This window comes from Nocardia sp. NPDC057668 (genome assembly GCF_042799795.1).
In the GTDB taxonomy this organism is placed as follows: Bacteria; Actinomycetota; Actinomycetes; order Mycobacteriales; family Mycobacteriaceae; genus Nocardia.
This window is the reverse complement of the sequence record NZ_JBHVIC010000002.1, coordinates 188,592-202,701: the sequence shown is the minus strand read 5'-3', so window position 1 is coordinate 202,701 and position 14,110 is coordinate 188,592. Positions and strand designations below refer to the sequence as shown.

5 protein-coding genes are annotated in these 14,110 nt (G+C 68.9%); 1 reads left to right on the top strand and 4 read right to left on the bottom strand.

The window, feature by feature from the left end; translation table 11 throughout:
- Nucleotides 1–54 precede the first annotated feature (54 nt).
- The 4 genes from ACFVBH_RS13830 to ACFVBH_RS13815 form a co-directional block, all read right to left on the bottom strand.
- The gene (locus tag ACFVBH_RS13830; protein ID WP_379001968.1) at nt 55–2,547 is read right to left on the bottom strand and encodes an FAD-dependent monooxygenase; all 2,493 of its coding nucleotides are present in this window, start codon (nt 2,545–2,547) and stop codon (nt 55–57) included.
- 35 nt (nt 2,548–2,582) lie between these two features.
- A complete protein-coding gene (locus ACFVBH_RS13825; protein ID WP_379001966.1) occupies nt 2,583–9,758 on the bottom strand; it encodes an amino acid adenylation domain-containing protein in 7,176 nt (2,391 codons plus the stop codon).
- A 362-nt stretch (nt 9,759–10,120) separates the two neighbouring features.
- On the bottom strand, nt 10,121–12,283 hold the full coding sequence (locus tag ACFVBH_RS13820) for an MMPL family transporter (RefSeq protein ID WP_379001964.1): 2,163 nt from the start codon (nt 12,281–12,283) through the stop codon (nt 10,121–10,123).
- A gap of 308 nt (nt 12,284–12,591) precedes the next feature.
- Nucleotides 12,592–13,290 (bottom strand): histidine phosphatase family protein, encoded by a 699-nt coding sequence (locus ACFVBH_RS13815; RefSeq protein WP_354987482.1) that lies wholly within the window; start codon nt 13,288–13,290, stop codon nt 12,592–12,594.
- Between the two features lie 344 nt (nt 13,291–13,634).
- Between ACFVBH_RS13815 and ACFVBH_RS13810 the strand changes: the two genes are divergently transcribed.
- The gene (locus ACFVBH_RS13810; protein WP_354987481.1) at nt 13,635–14,108 is read left to right on the top strand and encodes a hypothetical protein; all 474 of its coding nucleotides are present in this window, start codon (nt 13,635–13,637) and stop codon (nt 14,106–14,108) included.
- Nucleotides 14,109–14,110 lie beyond the last annotated feature (2 nt).

The following is a 14,110-nucleotide window of genomic DNA, read 5'->3' as shown; positions in this document are numbered from 1 at the left end:
GGTCGAAATCGAAGTTGCGGTGCAGGGCCGGGCATCCACGACCCGGTGTCGTCGTCAGTGGGTGGCCGCGGGTTCCGGGGCGGGGACCAGGCTGTGCAGGGCCTCGGTGAGGGTCGCGAGGAGGGCGTCGGCGCGGGTGGGGGTCAGCAGGCCCTCGACGTAGCCGAGATTCAGGGTGAGGGCGGTGGGGCCCGCGCCGACCGTGAGCATCATCATCCCGCTGATGGACATGCCGGAGAGGAACTCGGGGTCCGAGACTTCCCACGGTCCGATGCGGGTGGGGAAGTCGTGGGTGTCGAGGTGGGTGAGGCAGAGGTTGCCGGGGCCCCGGGCATCGAGGAGTTCGACCGTCTTCTCGGAGTGGGCCGGGGTTTTGGGGGTCATGAACGCCATGCTGCCCAGGTTGGCGAGGTGCTGGCGTTTGCCCACCCGGGTGGTGAAGTCGGCGTCGAAGGCCGCGGCGGTGTCCCACAGCGGCTTCCCGGCCGGGGTGGGCAGCGCGATCATCGCCTGGTAGGCGCCGGTCCGGGTGTCGTCCAGCGGGGTGTCGAGCTGCTCGCGGAACAGCACCGAGACGCCGACGGGGTAATTCGCCTGCGGCGCTCCGGCATCCGAGCCCGCCGCCCGGGCCAGCGCGGCGGCGACCACGCTCGGCAGCGCGACACCGCGGTCCCGGCACTCCCGTAGGAGGGCCTCGTACCGGGGTCCGTCGATCACGCTCCGTGTCAGCCTGGTGAAGCGTTGCGCGGGAGCCGATTCGGCACTGGCACTCAGGCGCACCGGCTTGGCGCGCAGGTCGCGCAGTCCGTCCGCCGCCAGTCGGCCCAGTGACCTGCCCGTGCCCCGCACACCGCGGAAGGGCTTGGGGAACAGGTCCTCCGGCCCGGGCGGCGCGGGGACCTCCGCCACCCAGCCGGTGTTTCGATCCGCGGCGAGTTCGAGGACCTGGCGGGCGAACGACAGGATGGTCACCGCGTCGGCGATGACGTAGGTGGAGGTCAGGATCAGGTCGTGCACATCGGGGGCGACGGTGACCAGTACGGCGCGCAGCAGGGGTGCGCCGTCGGCGAATCGGTCCCGCAACTCGGCGTCGATCTCGGCGGTCCAGTCGCCGGATGCGACCTCGCGCAGGGGAATCGGCCGCATCTCGATGGGGAAGAAGCGCGGATTGCGGCCCTCGTCGCTGTGCACCACGGCGCGCAGCATGGGATGGCGGCGGGCCAGCGCGTCCAGCCCGATGCGCACCGCGCCCGCGTCGAGGTCGCCGGTGACGCGCACCCGCGACACGATGTGCAGAGGTGCTACCTGATCCGCGGTCCAGTGCCACCGTTCCAGCACCGACAGCGGGCGCGGCAGCGCGGCAACGGGTTCCGGATCGCCCAGCCCCGGCCAGGTCATCGGTTCGGCGAGGTTGTCGCGCAGCTTGCTTTCGTTGCCCCGCGCGATGAACCCGTTCCGGACGGCGATCATCGCCCGGTTGCGGGTCTGTTCGAGCCGGCCCAGCTTGCGGGAACCGTCGACGAGCATGGTGGTCCGTGGAATTCGGCGCTGCTCGTAGGCGCGCAGCCCGGCCTCGGCGTCATCGTGGGTGGCCAGCGCGTGCGCCAGGACCACCGCGTCCTCGATCGCGGAGTTCGCGCCCTGCCCGAGACTGGGCAGCATCGGGTGGGCCGCGTCGCCGAGCAGGGTGACCCGGCCCCGGCCCCACGAGGTCAGCGGCGGCCGGTCCTGCGAGGGCAGCGCGAGGATATCGGATTCCGGTGTGGCGGAGATGATCTCACCGATTTCACCGGACCAGCCCTGGAACCGGGAGAACAGATCCTGCTTGCCGTGCGGCCAGTTCGCGGCCAGTTCGCCGGTGGTGGTCATGGTGCCCCACCAGTAGACGTTGCCGTGCCCGATGTCATGGATGCCGAACCGCATGCCGCGACCCCAGTAGTGGATCGAGGCCCCGGGTTCGATCGCCGGATGACTGAACGGAACCAGCGCCAGCCAGCAGACGAATTCGCCCGTGCGCGGCGGCTCGGCGCCGTGCAGCTGGGAACGGATGGCCGAGTTGATCCCGTCGGCGCCGATCAGTACATCGGCGTCGAGGGTGCGGCCGTCCGCGAAACTCACCTGGACCCCGTCGGCGGTCTCGGTGAATCCCGTTGCCTCCGCGTTCAATTCGACTCGAAGATCGGGGCCGCAGGCGGCCAGCAGCACGTCGTGCAGGTCCTTGCGGGCCAGCGCCACCGAGGGGGCGCCCAGTTCGATGTCGATGGGCGCCACGTCGATGCGTCGCATGTCCGAGCCGTCGGGGCGGCGGAAGGTGAACGAGCGGGCGCGGCCGCCCACCTTCAGCAACTCCTCGTCGATGCCGAGATTCAGGGTGCGCAGAGCGTTCATCGCGTTGGACTGCACCGACAGGCCGAATCCGGCGGCGCGCAGTTCCGGGCCGCGCTCGCAGAGCACCACGTCGATTCCGGCGCGCCGCAGCGCGGCGACCGCGGTGAGACCGCCGATGCCTGCTCCGACGACGATCGCGGACTTCTTGGGAGAGTTCACGGGGTTTCCTTGCTGTGTCACGGAATTCGATGCTTTCACGAGGTGGTCGCGGCCGCCCGCTGGAGAAGTCTGGTCAGCTGGGTGGCGACCTCGGTGACGTGCGGATGCTGGATCAGGGTCAGGTGGTCGCCGGGCACCTCGATGACCTCGAGATGCCCCGCCGCGTAGGCGTCCCAGCCGTTGGTCGGGTCGCGGTGCAGGGTGCCGGCCGAGTCGTGCGCGGGGCGCAACACCTGCGGCAACGGCTCGGCGGCCCGCAGCAGGGTGATGTCGCCGTCGTACGCACGCGGCCGATACCCGTCGATGGCCCGCCAGCCGCCGGCGAACACCTCGAACAGCCGCCGCACGAGCTCCCGCGAACCGGCGGGCGGGAGCACCCCGGACGCGATGGCGGTGGTGAGGATGAAATCGAAGACCTGGTCATCGTTTTCGAGCTCGGCGGGAATCTCGACCACGGGTGTGTCCGCGCCGCGCGCCAGCCACAGCAGCTCCCACAGGAAGAACTCGTGGAGGTTGTGGCGCGGGATCGGCTTCCCATCACCGTGCCGGACGGTCATGGTGTCGATGAGGGCCAGCGTTGCGACCTCGTGGCCGGCGGCGGTCAACTGCTGCGCCATCTCGAAGGCCACCATGCCGCCCAGCGACCAGCCGCCCAGGTGATAGGGGCCCGCGGGCTGTACGCGGCGTAGCGCCGCGATGTAGCCGCGGGCCATGTCCGCGAGGGTGTCGATCGGGGTGCTGCCGGGTGCGAGCCCGGCGGCCTGCAAGCCGTACAGCGGCTGCCCGTCGGGCAGCTGTTTGCTCAATTCGACGTAGCAGAGCACGTTTCCGCCGATCGGATGCACCAGGAACAGCGGAGCCGCGGTTCCTTCGCGCAGCACCACCAACGGATCGAACTCGGCATCGGCATCGCGGCCCAGTCGCGCGGCCAGGGCGGCGGCCGTGGAGCCGGTCGCCAGCGCCGATACAGGCAGCGATACCCCGTAGCGCTGTTCGATGGCGACGATCAATCGCATCGCCGTGAGCGAGGTGCCGCCGAGCGCGAAGAAATCGTCGTACACGCTCACCTCGGGCAGCCCCAGCGCCTCGGCCAGGAGCGCGGCGAGTCCGGCTTCGAGCGGCGTGCGCGGCCGGACCGGATCGGCGGCGGCGGTGGCGGGCAGCGCCATGCCGGCGAGCACCCGGTCCGCCCGCTTGCCGCTGGGGGTCAGCGGCATGGCGTCCAGCCACACCAGGCGACTGGGGATCATGGGCTCGGGTAGCCATTCCCGCAGTGCCGTAAGCAGTTCCGGCTCGTGGACATCGGCGCCGGATCCGACCAGGAAACCCACCAGCCGGGTCTGCGCGCTGGAGGCCGCGGGGGCGGTGTGCGCCACCACCGCCACCTCGGTGACGCCCGGCAGGGTGGCGGTGGCACGGATCAGCGCCAACTCCACCTCCATCGGCTCCACCCGGTGCCCGCGGATCTTGACCTGGCCGCCGCGGCGGCCGTCGCTGATCACGGCTCCGCCGGCCTGCCTGCGACCGAGATCTCCGGTCCGGTACATCCGCCGTCCCGGTGCGAACGGGTGCGCCAGGAAGGCCGCGTCGGTGAGGTCGGGCCGATGTTCGTACCCGTCGGCGAGTGCCGCACCGGCAAGGTAGATCTCGCCGGGCACGCCGTCGGGCACCGTGTGCAGCTGTTCGTCGAGCACGAGGATCTCCACCCCGTCGATGGCCGTGCCGATCGGCGGCAGGTCCGGGAACAGCGCGGGATCCCCGGACATGGTGTAGCTGGTGGCGACGTGAGTTTCGGTGGGGCCGTACTGGTTCTCCAGCACCACGTCGGTGCCCGCCGCGCACAGTGCCCGGATCTCGTCGGTGACGCGCAGCTGTTCACCGGAGGAGATGATCACCCGCAGGGCGGCGGGGGCGGCGTCCAGGCGAATCGCGGCCTCGGCCAGCTGCTGCAGGGCCACGTACGGCAGGAAGATTCGCTCGGCGCCGGTGGCGCCCAGCAGCCGCGCCAGTGCGGGCAGGTCGCGCCGTTGCTCCTCGCCGAGCAGGATCAGCCGCCCGCCGCCGCACAGCGTCGAGTAGATCTCCTGGAAGGAGACGTCGAACGACAGCGGCGCGAATTGCGTTGTCGCGGGCGCACGGTCGAGCCCGGCGAGCAGACCACTTTCGGTCGACAGCTGCCAGCGCACCAGATTCGCCAGTGCTCGATGCGGCATGGTCACGCCTTTGGGCGTACCGGTCGAGCCCGAAGTGAACAGCACGTATGCGGTGGCGGCCGGGTCCGGATCCGGCAGGACGGCGGCGGCGTCGCCGGAAATCAGCTCATCGAGGATGATCCGCGAATAGTGTTCCGGCACTTGCGCTTCGTGACCGGGACCGGTGATCACCGCGAACGGCCGGGCCTGTTCGAGCATGGCGTGCAGCCGGGCGGCCGGATAGGTCACATCCAGCGGCACACAGGCGGCGCCCGCCTTGGCGATGGCGAGCACGGTCGTTATCAGTTCCGGCGACCGATCCACGGCTACGGCGATCCGGTCGCCCGGCCGTGCCCCGCGTGCGATCAGGTTCGCCGCCATTCGATTCGACGCCGCCGACAACTGCGCGTATGTCACCGTGCGGGAATCGAATTCCAGCGCGACGGCATCGGGTGTGCGTGCCGCGCGGAGATCGAACAGCTCGATCACGGTGCCGGTGTGCACGGGATCGGGCGCGCGCTCCGGGATGGGGGCGAGCGTGCCGAAGTCGGGTGTGGCGGTGAGGTCGCCGGTGAGCAGATCCAGGACCGCCAGGTAGGTCCGGCCTATGTCGCCGAGCTGATCTCGGGTGTAGACATCCGGGTCGCCGTCGATGCGCAGGGTCAGCGTGCCGTCGAGCGGGTTGCGCACGGCATTGACCAGCAGGGCGAAATTCGTGTCCTCCCGGATGTCGATGCCCAGCAGCGTCACGTCCAGCGCGTCCAGCGCCGCGCCCGCGGCGTGGAAGTGGACATAGTTGAAGGCGGTGTCGAGCACCACGCCGGCGGTGCGCTGGATCTCTGTGAGCGGGTATCGCTTGTGCGGCGCGCTGTGGCGTTCACGATCGAAGACGCCGGTCAGCAACTCCTGGCGGGTTCGACCCGAGATGTCCAGCCGCAGCGGCATCGTATTGAGGAACAGTCCGGCCATGCGTTCGGCGTCGAGGCGTTCGGGGCGGCCATGGGTGACGACGCCGGTGGTCACATCCGTGCGGCCCGACAGCAGGCCGAGCGTGCACAGGTGCGCGGCCAACAGGACCGCCTTCACCGGAACATGCGTCGCGGCGGCCGCGTCGTCGGCCCGTGCGAGCAGCTCGCCGGGTACGGCGACGGGCAGCGAAACGCGCGCGTCGCCGGGCTCGCCGAGGGGAGTCCGATCGTGCGGGACATGCGGACGCAGGCCGGGGATACGCGTCGCTTCCGCGCCCTCGAGTGCGCGGGCCCAGTAGTCGGCGTCGGCGGGATCGTCGATCGAGGCACGCTCGGCGCGAACGTACTCCGCGAACGACGGCAGCTCGGTGCCGGAATCGCCGAGCTGCGCGCCGCGGTAGTCGGCGAGCAACTCCGAGAGCACGGTTGCCACACTCCAGCCGTCGAGGATGGCGTGATGGAACGACAGCACCAGGTCGATGCGATCCGGGAGCCGGAACACCGCGAGATCGAACAGGCCCGGCTGCCCCAGCGGATACTGCCGCAGCCGGCGCTGCTCGACGTGGTCCCGGATATGTGCCCGGGCATCGTCCGCCGCCATCGCGCGCAGGTCGGTGACCGACATCGGTGGTTCGAGGTGGGCGTGCACCAGCTGCAGCGGCTCGGAATACGCGGCCGGTTCGAAGGATGTGCGCAGCAGCGGGTGCCGGGCCACGGTTCGCCGCGCCGCGGCCCGTAGCCGCGATTCGTCCCACGGCATGCGCAACGAGTAGCGGAAAACGTCGTGATAGAGCGAGGAGTCGGCGCGTTCGCGGCTGTGGAACAGCATGCCCAGTTGCAGTCTGGTCAACGGATAGGCGTCCACCACATGCCCGAGCCGAGCCCGGTCGATCCCCGCGACGAGCTCGAAGGGCTCCGGCCCGGTCGCGATCGCCGCGCCGGGCCGCGCCCGCACGGCGAGCTCGGCGATCGTCGGGCTCTCGGCGATGTCGCGAGCGCTGAGCAGCAGTCCGCGTGCCTCGGCGCGAGCCCGAACCCGTAGCAGCAGAATCGAATCGCCGCCGAGATCGTAGAAGTTGTCGAAGACCGACACCGTCTCCCGGTCGAGCACCTCGCACCAGATCTGCGCCAGTTGCTGTTCCACGGGTGTGCGCGCGGCGGTGCCGGCGGCGGATTCGGGTGTGCTGTCCAGCGCGGCCAGTGCGTTGCGGTCGGTCTTTCCGCTGGGTGTCAGCGGTATCGCGTCGATGCGCGCGAACTGCGCGGGGATCATGAACTCCGGCAGTGTCTTCATCAGCTCGGCACGCATCGTGGCGGGCTCGAACTCGGCGTCGGTCACGCAGTAGGCTGCGAGATAGTCGCCGCGAGTGGGGGATCCGCGGTTGATGACCACCGCGGAGAGCATCCCGGGCAGCGTCGCGAGCGCGTTCTCCACCTCGCCCAATTCGACTCGATTCCCGCGAATCTTCACCTGCCGGTCGATCCTGCCCAGGTACTCCATTTCGCCGTCGGCGAGCCGGCGGGCGAGGTCGCCGGTGCGGTACATACGTTCACCGGCGTGGAAAGGGTCGGCGACGAACTTCTCCGCGTCCAACTCGGGCCGGCCCAGGTATCCGCGCGCCAGACCCGCACCGGCGATGCACAATTCGCCCGCGACGCCGATCGGCTGCGGCAGGTCGTCCGGGCCGAGCACGTACAGCCGGGTGTTGTCGATCGGCCGGCCGATCGGGACCCGGGTGACCGGCTGCGCCGGGTCGGTGGGGCAGTCGTGGTAGGAGACGTCGACGGTCGCCTCGGTCGGACCGTAGAGATTGACCAGCCGGGGCATGTCCGCACCGAGTCCGCCGAAGATCCGGTTCCACCGTGTGACCTGGTGCGGCAGTAGCGCCTCGCCACTGCAGAAGACCGTGCGCAGGCTGGTCGCGAGGGACGCCGCGGCGGGGTCGGATTCCAGCACGTCCAGGAACGGGGTCAGCATGGACGGCACGAAATGCAGGACGGTGACGCCGAAATCGGCGATGGCGCGCAGGATTTCCCGCGGATCCTTTTCACCGCCGGGCCGCAGCAGCGCGACCTGAGCGCCCTCCATCGCCCACCAGAACAGTTCCCACACCGACACGTCGAACGAGGACGGCGTCTTCTGCAGAATTACATCGGTGGTCCGCAACGGGTATCGCCGCTGCATCCAGCCGAGTCTGTTGATGATCGAATGATGTTCTACGGCGACGCCTTTGGGACGTCCGGTGGAACCGGACGTGTAGATGACGTACGCGAGGTCGCCGCCGGCGGGCGGCGTTGCCGGCGAGGGCACGGCCGCGGGCCGGTCCTCGGGAGTCAGCGCGACCACGTTGTCGAGCGTCGCGGCCCGCACGGCATCGGTGAGGACGACCTTGGCGGAGCTGTCGGCGAGCAGGTACGCGATGCGATCCGCCGGGTAGCCCGGATCGACCGGGACGTAGGCCGCACCGGCGTGCATGGCGGCCAGTATCGCGACCAGCATGTCCGGACCGCGGTCGTGCATCACCGCGACGAGATCGCCCGCGCCGACGCCGGATTCGCGCAACAGGCCCGACAGGGCGGCGGTGCGGGCGGCCAGCTCGCGGTAGGTGAGGGTGTCCGTGCCGTGCACCGCGAGGGCGTCCGGGGTCTGCTCGGCCCGCGACATGATCCGCCCGATGACGCTGAGCGCGGTGTCGTAGGGCCGGGTGGTCGCGCGGGAGCGGTCGGTCAGCAGGTCGTGCTCGGCGGCCGTGAGCATCGGCAACCGCGCAGGGTCGGCGTCCAGGGCATCGATACCCGCGTACAGGAGCGCGGTGACGTGGGTGGCGACCGATTCGATCGGATAGTCGGCATCGAAGATGTCGTTGGCGTGGTCGAGCCGGATGAGCAGGGGGCCGTCGTCGTCGATCTCGGAGATGGTCCAGGCCATGGCCAGCGGGCTGTAGCCCTGGGAGGGCTGGCTGACTTCCTCGAGCCCCGGGATCAGACCGGCGGCGTCGGGCAGGCGCGGATAGGCGACGGTGACGTCGAAGAGCTGCCGCGCCGGATTGCCCGCCCGGCGCAGGTCGCCCATGAGATCGCCGAGCGGATAGCGCTCATACTGCTTCATCTGGCGCACATCGGTTTTCACCGCGTCGATGAGGGCGCGCACGGTCGCGTGACCACGCGTGCGGACGCCGAGCGGGAGCGTGTTGGCGAAGTCGCCGATGGTGGCCTGTTCGACGGGGTCGGTGCGATTGCCGAAGGGGATCCCGATCGTGATCTCCTCGGCGCGCAGCACCCGGGACAGGTAGAGACCGATCATGGCGCAGAAGTACGGATACAGCGATACGCCCGATTCTCGAATCCGGTTGACCAGCGGGCGCTCCAGCGTGAACTCGTAGGAGGTCACCGGAGCGAGTCCCGCGGCGGCGTGCGGCCGGTCGAACAGCGCGGGTGTGGTCGTGCGCAGCCGCGAGACCAGTGCGTCCCGGTCTCGGCCGTAGTCCTTGCTCGCGCGGTAGTCCCGTTCGAAGTCCAGGCATCGCAGAAACGAGGATCCCGGTAGGTCGAGCGGACTTCCGGTCGCCACCGCGGTCGCGTAATCGGTGAGAATTTGCGCCCCGATGTGAAACAGACCTGTCGCGTCGGCCGCGATGTGATGGGTGGTCACCACCACGTAGGTGAGTGTGGTCCCGGCGCGGACGATGTGAGCCCGGAACGGCACCGTCGTGGTGAGCTCCACCGCGGCGCCGGTGAGGTCATGGACCCGGCGTTCGGCCTCGGCCCGTGGATCCGCGGCCGCGCTGACGTCGATCACCTGGACGGCGGGCATCGGTTCGGGTGAAAGCTCCTGATAGGGAACGCCATCGACGACGCGATACCGCAACCTGAGGCCGTCGTTGCGGGCCCAGGTGCGCTCGATGGCCGCGATCATCGCGGCCACATCGATATCGAGGGAGAACCTGCCCACGACGTTCGAGAGATAGCTGGGCAGACCGGGGTACAGCTCGACGACCGTCCAGATGTCGCGCTGATAGGCCGTGAGGGGGAAACGCTTGGAAGCGGACATGGATTGCCCCTGGGGTGGAGAGCCGATGATTGCTCGATCCCGCTACGCTGCGGCGATCCGAAAGTCCATTGGGCACTGTGCATTTCGCTCGCGGGCGAGCGCGAAAGCACCGGTTGGGCCGCTATGGGTTCTTACCGGCGTTCACTGTGCCACGGCAGTCCGGTATAGCCAATACCCTTCGGTAGTAAGACAATTCACGACCCCCGAAAACCAGGGGCAAGCGGTGCGTCGGGTGGACAGGCCGGTGAATGATGAGCCATATCGCCATGACGATTGCGTGAAATCAGCACGGTCGCAACGGAATGTCGGTACAGTGCTGTGCCGGACCCGGATTCGGAGTGTCGGGTCCGGCGCGATATGACTCACACTCGCGCGGGCGCGTCCTGTTCGACGATGGCGATCCGGCGATGCGCGCGGCGCAGGAATTCCGGCGCCCACCAGTTGGCCGAGCCCATCAGCCGCATCAGAGCCGGTACCAGGATGCCCCGGATCAGGGTGGCATCCATCAGCACCGCCAAGGTCAGGCCGACACCCATCAGTTTCATGAAGGAGACCTCCGAAAAGATGAGTGCCGCGGTGACGATCGTCATCAGTGCGGCCGCCGCGGTGACGATGCGGCCGGTGCGTTCGAGTCCGTAGGCGACGGCGTCGGAGGTGACACCGCGTGCCCGGTATTCCTCGGCGATGCGGGAGAGCAGAAAGACCTCGTAGTCCATCGACAGTCCGAACGCGAGGCAGAACACCAGCACCGGCACCGGGGCGGCCAGGTAACCGGTCTCGGTGAAGTCGCCTACGAGCCACTTCAGGTGCCCGTCCTGGAACACGTAGACCATCGCACCGAAGGTGGCCGACAGGCTCAGCGTATTGAGCAGCACCGCCTTCAACGGCAGCACAACGCTCCCGGTGAAGGCGAAGAGCACCACGATCATCGCCAGCACGATGAGTGCCACCACCAGCGGCAGTCGCTGCGCCAAACCGGATTTGGTGTCGGCGTTCTGGGCGGTGGCGCCCCCGACGAGCAATGGCGCGGGCGAGTCGATGCCGCGGATGCCGGCCAGCAGCGCGTCCGCGTCCTTCGAGTACGGATCGACCTCGGGCAGCACCGTCAGGTGCGCGCCGTCGGGGCCGGGTTGGGTGCGGACCAGGCCGACATGCGGCAGGAGTTGCAACCGAGCGGTAAGTGCGGTGAGATCCGCGGCGGAGATCGGGCCGTCGACCACGACATCGAACTGCCCGGCCGTGGTGGCCGGGAACTCGGCGCGCAGTACGTCTCCGACCTGGCGGCTCTCCACGGTGCTCGGCAGTGCCCGATCGTCCGTCAGGCCCAGTTGGAGCCCGGCGAACGGCGCGCCGAGTACGAGCACCAGCAGTAGCGCCGCGCCACCGAATATCAAGGGGCGGCGGGTGACTCGGCGGGCGCTGCGATACCAGAATCCATCCTCGGGCCGGCGCGGCTCCCTTTCGGGGCGCCCGAGCAACCGCCGCACACCCCGGCGCAGATCCAGCGCGTCGATCCGGTGGCCGAACAGCATGAGCAACGCCGGCAACAGCGTCACGGTGGCGAGCGCGGCCAGCAGGGCCACCGACAGGCAGGCGGCGCCGAGCGAGCGCAGGAACGGCATGGGGAACAACAGCATCGCCAGCATGGCGACGACGATCGTGCCCGCCGAGAACAGCACGGTGCGGCCGGCGGTGGTGACGGTCGCCGTCACCGCGTCCGCGACCTCGCGACCGGCCCGGCGTTCCTCGCGGAAGCGGCTGACGAGAAACAGGCTGTAGTCGATTCCCAAACCCAGGCCCAGCACCGTCGTGAGGTTCAGCGCGTAGCTGGAGACCTGGGTGAACTCGGTGAGCACCCGCAGGATTCCGAAGGTGCCGACAATGGACACCATACCCAGCGCCAGTGGCAGTCCGGCCGCGACCAGACTGCCGAAGATGAGGACGAGCAACACCAGCAGGATCGGAATCGAGATTCCCTCGCTTACCTTCAGGTCGGCGGTGAGCTGGGCGGTGACGTCGTGATAGCTGACGGCGCTGCCCCCGAAACGCAGCCGTAGCCCGTCGTAGTCGTGATCTCGATAGGTGTCGAGCAGCCGGCCCACCACCTCGTCGACCGCGAGTTCGTCTCCCGGGACATCCACCGCGACCAGCGCACGGGTGCGATCGGCGTTGCGCAGGAAGTCCAGGGACCCGGTCGACCAGTAGGAATTCACCGAGCGCACCCCGGGTACAGCCGCCAGTTCCCTGGTGAGCTTGGATCCGGTCGCAGCGACCGCCGCCGTGTCGACGGTGTCACCCGACCCTGGAACGTCCACCAGCACTACGACATTGGGTGTTCCGGTGGTGTACTTGTCGGACAGGATCTGTGCTGCCCGTGCCGATTCGGCATCCGCGTTCCAGAATCCGCCGCCGGAGAGCCGCTGTTGCAGCGAACCCCCGCCCACTCCCGCCAGCACCAGCAGTACGAGCGCCACCGCGACCACAATTCTGGGTCTGCCGACCGCCAACCTCGCAAGCGACTTCATATGCGTTGTTCCTCCCTGGCGGCGCCATCGAATCGGCGCCGAGCTTCGGCGTGAGACACGTTGCGGCGCTGCGATTCGGGAGTATACGAGTGCGTAACATGTTGCGCCGGATGAGAATTGCAATGCTCTGGAGCTGCACCCATCGCGGTCATCGGCACGGTGGCGGAGTAGCGGAGTTCTGTGCCGGCGACCAGAACGGCCCCGATCCAGCGGACCGGGGCCGTTCTTCATATCGTTCGCAGCGTTCCGCTGTCGCATCACATCGGATGCGGTCCCTCACCTATCGGCGGACGGGACGCGGAGGAAAATCAGCCGAGGTCGGGGTGGCCGACCCACTCGACGATCGTCCAGCCGGTCTGGGGGGTGCCCTTGAGGACCACGCGGCCGCCGTTGCGGATCGGGTCGGTGCCCAGCTTGCCCTTGTCGGCGTTGTCGGCGTTCATCATCGACCAGAACATGATGGTGCCGCCGTGCGAGAAGATCACCGGGTTCTTGCAGTTGTTGCGCTGCACGTCGAGCAGGGCCTGATCGACGCGGCCGTCGAACTCGTTGCCGTCGATCGAGCCGGGGATTCGCGCGTTCACGTCGCCGGAGAGCCACTTGATCGGCGCCTGGAGGTACCCGCCGAGCGAGTTCGCCTCGGGGGTGCCCTCGTAGTCGCCGGCCTCGATCTCGCGGAAGCCGGGCTGAACCTTGGCCTTCAGATCCTGCTTGGTGAGGGTGGGGGCCGCGGTCTGCGCGGTGCGCACCATGTTCGAGGTGTAGGCGCAGTCGTAGTCCTTGCCGGCAAGCTCGACGGCCAGCTTGTCCGCCTGCGACCGGCCGCGTGCGGTCAGGTCGGGACCGGGCACCTTGGTGTCGATCAGGCCGGAGGCGTTGCCCGCGGACTCGGTGTGGCGCACCAGGGTGATCACCATTTCGTTGGAGGCGCCGCTGCCCGAACCGCTGCCGGTGCCGATATCGGCGGCGGCTACACCGGTGGCGGCGGTCGCGGCCGCGACCGCCATTACCGCTACGGAAAGTCGAAGAGAACGGATTCGCATAAGTGGGAATGCCTTTCATCGTGGCGGAATGCCACTTCAGGTATGCCGAAGAATCGGAATTCGGAGTGTCGCGTCTCACAGAAGCAGTCAATTGTCCGAATCGACTATCAGGTATCCCATTCATCGGGATGCTCCGCGCATCCGATCGCGAAGGGGTGGAACCATCGGGATCACGCCACCGGCACGGGCACACCTGTGGACACCGTGTGCTTCCACCCGGTACTGTCCGCGCACATGAGTGGTGGCCTAGCAGGCGTGGCCGAGCCATCGGCATGATCCGAGGAGCACGACACCGGACACTGACCGCGGTGCAACGCCGCACCGCGCAGCTGCAGCCGTTCACCCTGTCCGGCTTCAGCCGAATCCTGTTCGAGACCAGTGGAATTCCGGTCCGGATCACCCCGAGCACCGTGCTGCCCCCGGCGGTGGCGGGCCGGTGGCTGCGCACCGACACCGGGGATCTCATCGAGTACGACGCCGACCTGCCGACCATCGCCCGGATCAACACCGTGCTGCACGAAGCCGGCCATATCCTGCACGGCCACAGCACGATCGACCACCGGATCGAGACCGGCGCGGCGGTGTGCTCGGTGCTCGGCCCCGGAGCCATCGCGCACTTCGCGCGGGGCCGGTACCGATCCGCGTACGACATCGGCAGCGAACGCGAGGCGGAGGCGTTCGCCCGCCGCACCCTGCGCACCATTCTGTGGAGCGACAGCGGCGCCGACGAGCAGGCCAAAATCCGTACCGCACTGGGCTTTCCGCGCACCAGAATCGGCTAGCC

Excerpts from the sequence above, each read along its gene's own strand:
- ACFVBH_RS13825 (WP_379001966.1), bottom strand. The coding sequence starts at position 9,758 with ATGTCCGCTTCCAAGCGTTTCCCCCTCACGGCCTATCAGCGCGACATC.
- ACFVBH_RS13820 (WP_379001964.1), bottom strand. The coding sequence starts at position 12,283 with ATGAAGTCGCTTGCGAGGTTGGCGGTCGGCAGACCCAGAATTGTGGTC.
- ACFVBH_RS13815 (WP_354987482.1), bottom strand. The coding sequence starts at position 13,290 with ATGGCGGTCGCGGCCGCGACCGCCGCCACCGGTGTAGCCGCCGCCGAT.